Origin of the sequence: Nitrososphaera sp. (assembly GCF_050748925.1) — an archaeon.
Lineage (GTDB): Archaea > Thermoproteota > Nitrososphaeria > Nitrososphaerales > Nitrososphaeraceae > Nitrososphaera.
This window is the reverse complement of record NZ_JBOGQF010000056.1, coordinates 1-11,537: the sequence shown is the minus strand read 5'-3', so window position 1 is coordinate 11,537 and position 11,537 is coordinate 1. Positions and strand designations below refer to the sequence as shown.

General features: G+C 55.9%; 16 protein-coding genes. 7 read left to right on the top strand and 9 right to left on the bottom strand.

The window, feature by feature from the left end; translation table 11 throughout:
- Positions 1–209: 209 nt before the first annotated feature.
- The gene (locus tag ACREAY_RS06285) at positions 210–389 is read left to right on the top strand and encodes a hypothetical protein (RefSeq protein WP_431754910.1); all 180 of its coding nucleotides are present in this window, start codon (positions 210–212) and stop codon (positions 387–389) included.
- Here ACREAY_RS06285 and ACREAY_RS06280 read toward each other — a convergent pair.
- Entirely contained in the window at positions 373–741 is a 369-nt protein-coding gene (locus ACREAY_RS06280; protein ID WP_431754909.1) for a hypothetical protein, read from the bottom strand. The genes ACREAY_RS06285 and ACREAY_RS06280 overlap by 17 nt on opposite strands.
- Positions 742–778: 37 nt before the next feature.
- On the bottom strand, positions 779–1,228 hold the full coding sequence (locus ACREAY_RS06275) for an NUDIX domain-containing protein (RefSeq protein WP_431754908.1): 450 nt from the start codon (positions 1,226–1,228) through the stop codon (positions 779–781).
- Between the two features lie 171 nt (positions 1,229–1,399).
- On the opposite strand from ACREAY_RS06275, the gene ACREAY_RS06270 reads away from it, so the two are divergent.
- The gene (locus tag ACREAY_RS06270) at positions 1,400–1,543 is read left to right on the top strand and encodes a hypothetical protein (protein WP_431754907.1); all 144 of its coding nucleotides are present in this window, start codon (positions 1,400–1,402) and stop codon (positions 1,541–1,543) included.
- 37 nt (positions 1,544–1,580) lie between these two features.
- Here the strand turns inward: ACREAY_RS06270 and ACREAY_RS06265 are convergent, their stop codons facing one another.
- Both ACREAY_RS06265 and ACREAY_RS06260 read right to left on the bottom strand, forming a co-directional pair.
- Positions 1,581–2,519: a radical SAM protein gene (locus tag ACREAY_RS06265; protein ID WP_431754906.1), complete on the bottom strand. Its 939-nt coding sequence runs from the start codon at positions 2,517–2,519 to the stop codon at positions 1,581–1,583.
- Between the two features lie 42 nt (positions 2,520–2,561).
- Positions 2,562–3,359 (bottom strand): hypothetical protein, encoded by a 798-nt coding sequence (locus ACREAY_RS06260; protein ID WP_431754905.1) that lies wholly within the window; start codon positions 3,357–3,359, stop codon positions 2,562–2,564.
- A 187-nt stretch (positions 3,360–3,546) separates the two neighbouring features.
- Here ACREAY_RS06260 and ACREAY_RS06255 point away from each other — a divergent pair, with 187 nt between their 5' ends.
- On the top strand, positions 3,547–4,419 hold the full coding sequence (locus tag ACREAY_RS06255; RefSeq protein WP_431754904.1) for an NAD(P)-dependent oxidoreductase: 873 nt from the start codon (positions 3,547–3,549) through the stop codon (positions 4,417–4,419).
- The gene (locus ACREAY_RS06250) at positions 4,416–5,135 is read left to right on the top strand and encodes a PAC2 family protein (RefSeq protein ID WP_431754903.1); all 720 of its coding nucleotides are present in this window, start codon (positions 4,416–4,418) and stop codon (positions 5,133–5,135) included. Before ACREAY_RS06255 ends, ACREAY_RS06250 begins: the two co-directional genes overlap by 4 nt.
- On the opposite strand, the gene ACREAY_RS06245 is transcribed toward ACREAY_RS06250, so the two are convergent.
- Positions 5,132–5,314 carry a hypothetical protein gene (locus tag ACREAY_RS06245; protein ID WP_431754902.1) on the bottom strand — a complete coding sequence of 61 codons (183 nt, stop codon included), beginning with the start codon at positions 5,312–5,314 and terminating at the stop codon, positions 5,132–5,134. The two genes, ACREAY_RS06250 and ACREAY_RS06245, sit on opposite strands and share 4 nt — an antisense overlap.
- 446 nt (positions 5,315–5,760) lie before the next feature.
- On the opposite strand from ACREAY_RS06245, the gene ACREAY_RS06240 reads away from it, so the two are divergent.
- Genes ACREAY_RS06240 through ACREAY_RS06230 form a run of 3 tightly spaced genes read left to right on the top strand, consistent with a single transcriptional unit; the run spans position 5,761 to position 8,589 of the window.
- The gene (locus tag ACREAY_RS06240) at positions 5,761–7,200 is read left to right on the top strand and encodes a hypothetical protein (protein WP_431754901.1); all 1,440 of its coding nucleotides are present in this window, start codon (positions 5,761–5,763) and stop codon (positions 7,198–7,200) included.
- A complete protein-coding gene (locus ACREAY_RS06235) occupies positions 7,193–8,149 on the top strand; it encodes a sensor histidine kinase (protein ID WP_431754900.1) in 957 nt (318 codons plus the stop codon). Before ACREAY_RS06240 ends, ACREAY_RS06235 begins: the two co-directional genes overlap by 8 nt.
- A 56-nt stretch (positions 8,150–8,205) precedes the next feature.
- The gene (locus tag ACREAY_RS06230; RefSeq protein ID WP_431754899.1) at positions 8,206–8,589 is read left to right on the top strand and encodes a response regulator; all 384 of its coding nucleotides are present in this window, start codon (positions 8,206–8,208) and stop codon (positions 8,587–8,589) included.
- On the opposite strand, the gene ACREAY_RS06225 is transcribed toward ACREAY_RS06230, so the two are convergent.
- From ACREAY_RS06225 to ACREAY_RS06210, 4 genes are all read right to left on the bottom strand, one after another.
- A complete protein-coding gene (locus ACREAY_RS06225) occupies positions 8,586–8,930 on the bottom strand; it encodes a methionine--tRNA ligase (protein ID WP_431754898.1) in 345 nt (114 codons plus the stop codon). The genes ACREAY_RS06230 and ACREAY_RS06225 overlap by 4 nt on opposite strands.
- 32 nt (positions 8,931–8,962) lie before the next feature.
- Entirely contained in the window at positions 8,963–9,826 is an 864-nt protein-coding gene (locus ACREAY_RS06220; protein WP_431754897.1) for an NAD(P)H-hydrate dehydratase, read from the bottom strand.
- Positions 9,827–9,865: 39 nt separating this feature from the next.
- Positions 9,866–10,354 (bottom strand): hypothetical protein, encoded by a 489-nt coding sequence (locus ACREAY_RS06215; RefSeq protein ID WP_431754896.1) that lies wholly within the window; start codon positions 10,352–10,354, stop codon positions 9,866–9,868.
- A gap of 43 nt (positions 10,355–10,397) precedes the next feature.
- A partial coding sequence (locus ACREAY_RS06210) for a cation diffusion facilitator family transporter (protein WP_431754895.1) occupies positions 10,398–11,537 on the bottom strand: 1,140 nt, incomplete at its 5' end.

Here is an 11,537-nt window from a genome sequence, read left to right as displayed (position 1 = left end):
ACATAAAGCTCTGTTGAATCCTTAAAGTCGTACTTGCTATAATCCATGTTAAGATCTGAAGTCATACTGGTAGCTATAACGGTGTTATTTTATATATATTTTGCACTCTGTCGGAGGTGTTTTGTGAATTTGTACAGCCTAATTTTCCATAATTTGGACAAGCTAACCAGCCGCGTCAGCCTTAAATCGCACCTGCACGCCTGTAATCCATGCGCCGCGAAATGATTGCAGCATTTCTGAGCCTTTTTCTTGCCTTTGCCGAAGTATTCAATTTCAAGGACCTTGAAGCGCCTGCGCTGATGGCAAGCTATTGCCCGCAGGTCAAAAAACACGACAGCCGCGCAGTCGTTGGACGCTCCATGCCTGTGGCCTCTAAACCGAGTTCTTGAAGGCGTTTTTCATTTCTAGCGCGCCTCTCCTCACGAGCGCCTGCACGTCCTGCGGCATGTCGTCCATCTTTAGCCTGCCTTCCTTTAGCATTTCAAGCACGTCGCGAACCGCCATCTCTTGCCTGGACTGGCCAATTGCAACCCTGGCGTCAAGCACGCCCTGGCCCGACTTTATCTGGAGCACCCACATCAGCTCCTCGACCCTGCCCTTGCCCTGCGCCAACTTCTCCGAGTACTGCTTTACCGCCTCCTCGTTGTGCTCCTGCATGGCCTTGGCGAGCATCTTTGCTATCGAGCCGGATTGGCCTTCGAGCAGGTCTATCCTGAGCCTGATGTCTCTTTCAGATCGCAACTGTGATTGCAAGAGCCTCGACAGGCTATAATTTTTTCTAGCCGCGGCGCTTGCCCGACCAGAACGTGCCCTGCGAACCTTTCCACTTGCAATAGTCGGCAAGTATCTGTGCGTGGTCAAACGCCATCTCCCCTTTTATTTTTTCAAGGTCTGAGAGCTCTACCCACTCTATGCTCTCCGCGTCGTCGCCGGCCTTTTCCCCGCCGCTCAACGTTATGCAGACAAACGTGACGCTCATCACGTGCTTCCGTGGGTCGCGTTTTGGGTCGGAATAAACGCCAAGGATGTCGATGGGCTCGACCTCAAGCGAGGCCTCCTCGCGCACCTCCCTCCTGACGGCATTCTCTGCAGTCTCGCCCTCGTTGATAAATCCCCCGGGGAGTGCAAGCTGGCCCTTGAACGGGTCCTTTTTTCTCCTTACCATGAGCACACTGGAGCCCTGCTGCAGGATGGCGTCCACGGTGGGCGTGGGGTTGCGGTAACTCATGGCTGTATTGAGGCGGCACAGGTATTAACAGTTCAATGCCTGCAATTAAATACAAAGAATCTAGAGTGATCGTATAGAAATAATGGCAGATGTTACCGATATGGCAAAACATTCATACCATGCTGAAAATATACTAAAATTTTATTAGTATGGAACGCTATTATTCGTCATATGTCTGCCATCTTTGAGGCCATCGAAGCGCCGGCCCCCCTGAGCATCTGCCCCAAGTGCGGAAGGCAGGTCAGAATAGACGGCCACTGCGACTGCGAAGCTCTTTTCATCGCCGAAGAATATCCAAGACCAAAGAAAAATTGAGTCCCGGATGTTGTCGCCGGCACACCTCTAGCATGAATTAGGTATAGCTGAGCATGGTCGTCTGGCCAAGGGACGACCTGTCTATTTTTTTTGGCCCCATGTGGTCTGGAAAGTCAGTGCTCATGCCGGCCCTGCGGACTTTTTCTTTCAGGCAGTCGAGAATGTTGTTGGCGTACTGCCGGTCGCACGAGACATAGCTCGCATTCAGCGGCTCTTTAAATCCGTAGAGCTGCCTGTAGCGCTCGGCTGCCGACTCGACGCCGAGGAGGGCCAGCACTGCCTTCATCCTTTCCCATATGTCGCCCCTCATCCTCAGCATCGCGCCAAAGACGTGACTGACGCCTGCGTCCCTGCAGCCCCTTACTATGGCGTCCAGCTCGCCTTCCGTGTCGGTGACGAGGGGCAATATGGGGTCGACGTTCACCGCGCACGGGACGCCTGCGTCTGCAAATTTCCTTATGGCTTGATATATCCTGCGAGCTGGCGGCGTGCCAGGCTCCACCACCCTCCGCACTTTTTCGCTGCAGGCAGTTATCGACCACACGACCAGGCAATTGCGACTGTACCTTGCATGCAGCTCAATGTCGCGCTCTATAATCGACGACTTTGTGAACACATAGTAGGGCGCATTGTACTTTTGCAGGATTTGCACGCACTTTCTCGTCAGGCCGTATTTCAGCTCTGCCGGCTGGTACGCGTCGGTGGCAGACGCCACCATGACGGGGTCTATCGTGTCGCCCTTCCACGCGGCGAGCTCTTTTTCCAGCACTTCTGGCGCATTGCTCTTTGCGTAAATCTTGTCGTAAAAATCAGGAGACCACTCGTAGGTTGCGTAGCAGTATGCGCACCTGTGCTGGCACCCCTGGTAAGGGTTTATCGTGAGGCCTCCGTACCCCTTGACGCTGAACGGGTGGATTATCGACTTGCTCCTTTTAGCCTCGTACGTCGGCGCGTCTGTCCTGTACCATAACGACATGTTGAAACATGCAATAATGTGCGTATTAAGGCCGGGGGCACGCTAGGGGGAGGGAGCCACTTTTGCGTAAACAACATTGGAATCTTCGAGCACGACAAAGTCGTGCAATTCCAAAGCCTTTGGCATGTGCTCGCCGATCCTCTCCACGTCGTAGGCGCAAAGGACTGCAGCGCCCTTCCAGGGCGGCCTGTCCTGCCTGTGGTCTGCCTCTTCCATGCCTTTCTCTGCAAGCCACGTGTTGTCAGTCGCAAGCCGCAGATGGACGCCGCGCCTGAGCGAAAACGCCCATTCGCCGGCCTTTTCAGCTACTGACTGTACGCCGTACCGGCCTGCAAGCTGCTTGTAGGTTGTCGCAGCCACCGACGCCGGGACGGCCCCTGCCATTATGGCAGCCCTCGACTCCTCCGCAGGCGAGTCGAAAAACCCTGCCACCATCCTGTCCCTGAACGCCGCGCTCTTGTAAAGCAGCAGGACGTGCTCGCCGTAATCCATGCTGCGCATAAATGCCAACGGCCCATCCCTCCTCACCTCGTCGAGCATTTCGTTAAAGCCCAGGTCGCAAGAGCGCGTGGCTGCCGCCAGCTCCTCGCTGAGCCTCTTTAGCATAATGTCGGCGCCGTACCCAAAGACCGACCAGAGCGCCTTTTCAAGCTCGCGAAAGTTTGCAAGAAGCTCCCTTTCCTGCAGGCCGGTGAGCGAGGTCATGTGGAACAGGAGCGCCCTTGAAGACGTGTCCCCTAGGACCGCAAGCGTCTTTTTCGCAGCCGCAGAGACTATTCTTTCTTGGATTTGCAGCGGGGCGTATCCCTTTTGGACTATAAAACGCGCTATTTCGGCCATGAAGATCACTTTTCCTCCTCGATTGTCTCCATGTATGGGCATTGTACAGAAATTATGCAGGTAATTGTCACATGCGGAAACAATGACTGTTTTATAGAATCAAGTTCTATGATTTAACCTTTATTGACAATATGTGGAAAATGCACTGGGAGTATAGTTTTTTATTGATGCTCAGGTGAGTATGGGCGTGAAGGTAGGTGTTGCCGGCCTTGGCCTCATGGGCTCTGGCATAGCAAAACGGCTTGTGGGGACCGGCCATGAAGTGGCGGTGTACAACCGCGACAGGTCCAAGGCAGAAAAGGTAAGTGGGGCTGCGGTCGCAGAAACCCCTGCGGGCCTTGCGTCGTCGTGCCAACTTATCATAACAGTCGTCACCGACTATGACGCCGTCAGGCAGGTCATGCTTGGCGACGGCGGCATTTCCAAATCTCCAAACAAGCCCATAGTAGCCGACGCAAGCACCATTTCGCCTTTGCAGTCAAAGCAGCTAGCAGAGTCACTCAGGCAGGCCGGCGTTGAGATGCTTGGCATGCCTGTCATGGGGGGCCCGGCTGCGGCCGAATCTGGCGAGCTGATACCTATGGTGGCAGGCGGCAGGCAGGCGTACGAGCGGGCGAGGCCCGTCATTGAAAAGCTGGGCAAAAAGGCATTTTACATTGGCGAGAAGGACGGCTCCGCAAACGCGGTAAAACTCGCGCTGAACCTGAACATCGCCCTCATCGCGACTGCCGTGTCAGAGGGGATAACGCTGGCCCGGGCGTCCGGAATAGACCCCGCGGTCTTTGTCGACATTCTAAATTCGACCTATTTCAAGACGGGGCTGTCAGAGAAAAAGGGCCCGATGATGGTCAAAAACGACTTTACTCCTTCGTTTCACCTGAAAAACATGCTGAAAGACCTGGAGCTTGCAACCGGCACTGCACAGCAGGCCGGCATAACCCTGCCTGTCACTGCGCTAGTACAGCAGGTCTTCAGGGCGGCCAACAACAGCGGGTTTTCCGAGAGCGACTATACGGCAGTATGCGCCTTTTTGGCAAAAATAAACGGGATGGAAAAATGAAGCTAGAGAAAATCAAGGAATTCAAGGAAGACGAGTTTTCAGTCTTTGCGTCGCTTCCCGACATGGGACGCGTGGGCGGGCTCGTGTCGTCTTTCCTTGCGCAGAACCTGAAATGTGAGCAGGTCGCAGAGATGACCGCAAGTGACAAGCCCTGGGTGGCGTACGCGGACGGCGTCGTAAAGAGCGCGAGCGACGCGTACAAGATATTTTACGATAAGGATCACAAATTACTGATATTCACCGGCGAGTCGCAGCCGCAGGACCCGGGGCAGCTGTACGAGCTGTGCAACGCGTTCCTGGACTATGCTTCTTCTGCAGGCAAGGTCCGCAGGCTGTACGGCGCGGGCGGCTACTTGCGAGACCAGCTGGCCGGCGCCCCGCGCGTCTGCGGCGTCGTGAACAAGCCTGCGCTCAAAAAGGTGCTTGACAAGGCCGGCATCGAACTGGTCGGCAACGAGATAACGAGCATCACATGGTTCAACGGCATCGTCCTTGGGCTTGCGGCAGAGCGGGACATCGAGGCGATAGGCCTGTTTGGCGAGATATCTGAAACCACGGTCCCGCAGCCGCTTGCGGCAAAGAGCATCCTGTCGGCGTTTTCAAGGCTGGAAATGATCGCCCTTGACACCAAAAAGCTTGACAGGCAGTACGAGTCGATACTGGAAGAGATACAAAACAAGAAGGAACCGACGAAATTCGGGCCGGGAATAGGCTAGGCTAGGCTTGGGATGACAGCAACTTCGTCATAGCTGCCATTCATAATGTCATCCCAGCAGCGCCTGCAAAAATCCTCGTCCTGGATCAGCTTTTGCTCAAAAGACAGCGAGATCTGGCTTATCGCGCCCCTGCAGTTTATGCAAAGCCTCTCGTGGTCGCTTTCGCTCTCTGCCATCATGCGCGGTTTCCTCCCGGAAAGCCATCTGCGCTCTTTACGTCCATGCCCAGTCTGACATTTTTCAAGTATATGTGCTTGCGTCCCAAGTTTTTCACTTTAGTTTCTGCGATTCAGCACTTGGCGCTGATAATAAGGGCTTGTTTGTTTCATATTTACAATAATTCGTGCACAAAGCAGGCGTGCTGCAGCACAAATTTGCCCAGTTTTTTGTTTTCTATGACATTCCTTCTGGGCAATTTATAAACAGGTGCCGGGATTTGCTTCCTTAAGCCGTGGCTTCGCAGGCAAACCCGGAAAACACAGATGTCGTATATGGGCCAGGGAACGCCGACAAAGCGATTGCCCGATTTTGCTCAGACGCCGGCTCGTCGTTTTGCTGCTGCATCGATTCTGCCGGACCGTCTTAAGCTGTCGGCTATGACCCGTACTGCCAGGCACTCCGGGGTGTGGAGGGCAGGGGCATAAAATTGCGCTTTATCACGGAAATCACAAAGGACAATCTGCGGCATTGCAAGGAAATGATGGAGTTCGCAGAGCTGCGCCATCTGGACGGCATCAAAGGTAATTTCGCCGTGAGCGACAAGGGATACGTCGCGACTGCACGCCTGCAGCAGGAGCAACCAATCGTGCAAGTAATATCGAGCAACGTCATGGCCATGGTGGAGCAGAACCAGTACTTGTTTGAAACGCTGTGGCAAAAGGCGGTCCTAGCCGAGCAGAAGGTGAGGGAGATAGAGCAAGGCGGCCGCATGGAAACGACAGAGGTGCTGAACGGAACCGAGAGTGTCTTTGCCAAGACCGCGCAGGTCACTGCAAGTGCCAAAAAAGAGATAGCGGGAGTGGCCGACCAGTCGATGCCGTCGATGATAATGGGAGTCGAGCAGACCCTGCAGATGCTTGTCGACGCTGTCAACAGGGGCGTCAAAGCGAGGGTCGTGACTGAAATCACCCGGGACAATATCCAGCACGTAAAGGAGCTGATGAAACTGGCCGAGCTGCGCCACATGGAGGGGATCAGGGGCAACTTTGGGATATACGACAGGAAAGAGTACATGGCGACGTCGGTCGTGCAGGAGGGCCAGCCCATCGCTCAGCTCCTCTACAGCAACGTCGACGGGATGGTAAAGCAGCAATACTTTGTATTTGACATGCTCTGGGCAAGGGCGCTTCCTGCAGAGGACCGGATAAAACAGATAGAGGAAGGCATCGAGCCGTACTATGCCATGTCGCTGAGCGACCCTGAAGAGATCGGCAAGGCGATAGGCAAGAGCTTCAAGTCGTCGACCGCGATAATGGTCTACTCGGGCACCGGCAGCATGCAGATGATACGCGACCGGTTTTTCGACGGCTACCGGCAAGTTGCCGCGCTGCATAAGGAAGGCCGGCACGGCGGCATCCGCTGGCTCGTCACTGTCAGCAGCGAAAACAAGGACCTGGTCAGGGAGTTTATCGGCATTGGGGTCCAGGTGAGGCACACGAGGTACCAATCGCCCCTGACGTTTGCGCTGGACGGCAGGGCTCTGTACTCGACTGTGGAAGAGGGGCTGGACGGGGCGGCAATCAGTGCCAATTTTTTCGTGACCAACGAGCCGGCCTACCGCAGGCAGTTTGCCGCGCTCTTTGACGAGCTGTGGGACGACGCCACCGACGCAATGGACAAGATCAAGGACATTGAAGCGGGGATAATTTCAGAGACGAAGGTAGTCGACAACCCTGCCAAGATAGAACACCTCTACAAGGACATGATGGGAAAAGCCCGCGCCGAGATAATGCTCCTTATCCAGACGCCAGACGCCAGCCGCCTCTGCAAGGCAAAAAAAGCTGGACCTGAAACAGATACTGCAGCAGGCGTCGTCGCGGCACGTCAAGGTCCGGCTCTTGACTGACGGGATGCCGGAGCAGGACGTGGCCGAGCTTGAAGCCTGCGGCGTCCAGATACAGCAACTTTCTCAGCCGCCAAAGGAGGCATCCTTGCCCCGGGTCACGGCAGTCATAGTCGACAGCAGGGCGTCGCTTGTGATAGAAACGCGCGACAACAGCAGCGACTCTTTTGCAGACGCGGTAGGATCCGCCGTGCTTTCGACCAGCTGGTCCGTAGCCCTTTCGTACCCCCGGCTCTTTGAGAGCCTGTGGCAGGAGACGCAGGTGGCGGCGCAGCTGAAAAAGACCGACAGGATGCAAAAAGAGTTCATAAATGTCGCCGCTCATGAGCTGCGGACGCCCATAATGCCAATACTCGGCGTCGCCGACATGATAGTCTCTGACGACCCGGACGGCACGGGAGACCTGAGGCTGACCCGGGACGAGATCGACATCATCGTCAGAAACGCCCGGAGGCTGCAGAGGCTGTCGTTAGACATACTGGACGTGACGAAGATAGAGAGCGACAGCCTGAAACTGAACAGAAGCAGGTTTGCCCTAAACGACGTTCTGGCCAGCACCGTCAAGGACATGCAGAGCCACGGCCAGAACAGCAACGTCCAGTTCGTGCTGGAGCTTGGCAAGAACGAATACGTCAACGCCGACAGGCAGCGCATAAGCCAGGTGGTAGCCAATCTGCTTGGCAACGCAGCCAAGTTCGCGGAGGCAGGCACGGTCACGCTTGCTGCTGAAATCAGTGGCGGCGCGGTCACAGTCACGGTGAGTGATACCGGCCCTGGCATCGACAACGAAATAATGCCAAGGCTGTTTACAAAGTTCGCGACAAAGTCAGAGACCGGGACCGGACTTGGCCTCTACATATCAAAGCGGATTATCGAGGCCTACGGCGGCCGGATATGGGCCGAGAACCGCCCAGGTGGGGGAGCTGTCTTTCGCTTTACTCTGCCCCTTTGACAGAGCCGGACAGCACAAGCCTTAAGAGCCTTTTTCTGCTCTCCCATTCCGGTTACATGTCCGACGCCAAGCTTCGCGTTCTGGTGGTAGACGACGAGCCAGACATAACGTCGATAATACAGATGGGGCTGGAGAGGAAGGGGTTCTCAGTTTCAGTCTACAACAGCCCCACCGCGGCACTCCAAGAATGCATGCCCGGGGCGTACGACATCGCCCTGCTGGACGTCAGGATGCCGGGGATGAACGGCTTTGAGCTGTACCAGGAACTTCAGAAAAAAGACGCACGTGTGAAACCATGCTTTATGTCGGCATTTGACATTAGTTCTGAAGAACTTGACACGCTCTTCCCGTCAAAGGAGCGACCGTTTATACGAAAGCCATTTGTGATGCCAGAGCTTGTCAAGAAATTGGGCGAAGAAGCGTCGCGGCAGGAAAGCTAGTGAATTGGGGCGCCGGATGGCGCTTCTTCTGCGACCGTGAGAAATACCGGCCTGCCCTCCGGCCCGTCTGCCGCAAGCAGCATGCCGTTTGACTCGATGTCGCCTATCTTGCGGGGCTGCAGGTTCGTGCATATGACCACCGTCTTGCCGACAAAGTCCTCCGGCTTTATCCAGGGCGCGGCTCCCACTGCCACGACGCGCTTTTCGCCACCGACGTCGACTGTCGCCTTGAAGACCTTTTTCATTTTAGGCATCACCTCGGCACTCTCCACCCTGCCCACCTTTAGCTGCACCTTGATAAAGTCGTCAAACGTGATGAGGTTTTGCGCCGGCTCGCTCACGCACTCTGGAAAACGGGGGAGGCTATTAAGTGCTATTTCGCGATGACGTCAAACTGCTTCATCGCCTGCGGCAGGTCCTCCAGCAGGTCTGTCGCCGCCATGTGCAGGCCGACGCGGTTGAACGAAAGGTTGCCTGCAAGGCCGTTAAAGTACGCCGCCAAAAGCGACGCCTCAAAGGGCTCCATCTTGCAGATCAATCCCGCCGCGATGCCTGCAAGCACGTCGCCGGTGCCGCCGACGGTCATGGCGCAGTTGTGCGTCCTGTTTATCCCGGTTTTTTTGCCGTCAGAGACGACGTCTGCGGCCCCCTTTAGCAGGATTGTGACGCCATGCTCTCTGGCCGCAGCCTGGACGCTTGCCATCCTTTCCTTTTCCGTCTTGCCGGGGTCCGCGCCAAACAGACGCGTGTATTCGCCGACGTGGGGAGTCACTACCGCGTTAGTGTCCTTTATCTCTGCGAGCACTTCGGGGATGAGCGCAGAGGCGTCAAGCAATAATTTCGTTTTCTGTTCCCTTAATTTCCTTACAAGCGCGATTATCGCGTCCGGCTTTGCAATTGTCATGCCCATCCCGATTGCGGCGGCGTCTGCTTTTTTTGGCATCATGGCAACGAGCCTGTTTGCGGCCCCGGTCGTCAGCTTGTCGTCCGGCAGCGGAAGCACGATGAGCGCAGGCGAAAGCGACCGGACGGCCGTGGCTATCGAGCAGGGGACTGCGGTATAGACGAGGTCCGTGCCGGAGCGCAGCGCAGCCATGCTTGCAAGCACCGGCGCACCGTGGTAAAAGCGGCTACCGCCTGCCACGAGCACTGTGCCGTTGTCGCCCTTTTTCGACGCCGACTTTCTGGCTGGCGCCAGCTTTTTTGCAAGGGGCAGGTTTATCGCGATCGCGGCCACGGGATAAAACAAACGGGCCAAGATATAAAGAAACTCTGCCTAGTAGACTGAAACGTCGTAGCTCATAACCTGCGACAAAATGCCTAGGCAGGTGGGGCAGGCCATCGAAAACACCCTTACTGTATATTCTCCCGGGTTTTCTGGGGTCCAAGAGGAACTCACGGTAAACATCTGTGTAGCTGGGCTTAACCTAATCTGCTGGATCGTCAAATAGCTCGTCATACCGTTAAAGTCCCTCACCTCAAAAATTATCGTGACAGGATAGTCGTCAATGCTGCAATTGTTGTCTATTGTGGCCTGCAGCAATGCCTGAGAGCCTGCCGCCAGCCACTTGATAGATTTGCCTGCCATATCGCCGACCACTAGCCTTTCCGCCTGCACTCTGCTGTCCTGGCAAAAGGTTTCTCTGTTCTTGACAGTCACCTTGCTCTCGCTGTATCTTATGCTTTCTGCATACGCACTGCCCGCTGCAGACAATGCAAGTGTCGCAATAATGTATGCTGCAATGACGCCGGTTGCCCGCCGCAATTGTTGTCGCTATGACCTGCGTGGATAAAAAGGGTATGGACAATTAGCTTGGTTCGGCGTGTATCGTCACTATCGAGCCGGGGTATCTGCCCCGGATCTGGTTTTCGATGTCTGTAACCAGCTCGTGCACCTGCTCTATCGTGGCCTGCCTGCCAAAGGCGCAGTCGACGTCTATCTTTAGCGTATGGTCGCCAGTGCGAAAGGTCGCTATCCTCCCGACGCCCTTGATGTCGCTTGAGGCAAGCACTATGCTCCTTATCGATTCCTGCATCTCTGCGTCTGACACCGGCTCGATGCCCTTGACCTCTGGCATAAGCGGCTCTAGGTGCACGGTGACGTTGCCGGCGTCCCTTAGCTGCGCCTTGACCGAGTCTTCGACTGCGCTTGCTATCGCGTGCGCCTCGCCAAGCGAAGCGGACCTGTTGACCTGTATGTGCAGCGACACTTCTAGCCTGCCCGTGGTACCAACCCTTGACACCAGGATGTTGTGCACCCCCTTTACCCCGCCTACCCGCGCCGCGGCCCGCTCGATTATCGACTCTAACGGAAGGTCCGGGCTGTACACCGGCTCAAAGTGGACGGTGACGCTGGACTGGCCCTCTGGCAGGCTTGCCGCAATGTTGCGCTCGACCTGCGCGCTGGTCTCGTGCGCCTTTTCAAAGCTCATGTCGGCCTTTAACGCGATGGTGGCCTCTGCAAAGATTTCCCTGCCGACCTTGCGCATTTTCAGGTCGCGGCACTCTACGACGCCTTCAGTGCCGGCCACCGCGCTCCTGACCGTCTGCACAAGGCGCGGCGATATGCGGTCCGTCAGCTCGACTGCGTTTTGGTACGCAAACCTGCTGCTCAGGTATGCGAGGAACGCGCCCAGGACTATAGCCGCGATAGAGTCTCCCTGCACAAACCCTGCGGTGACCAGCCAGAGGCCGACAAGGGCGACGCTTGTGGAACCAAAATCTGCGACGGCATGGTAGAGGTCTGCCCTGAGAGTCGTCGCTCTGGTCTTTCTTGCGGCCCTGCCAAGGACTGCTATCCTCAGGACGTCGACGCCCAGCGTGTAAATGGCGGCGGCAAAGCCGATGGCGCCGGGTATCACTAGCGAGGATGGCCCGGCCATGCGCACTGTCGCTTCATATATGAAAAATATCGCGACCACAAACAGCGCGGCGCCACCAATAAACCC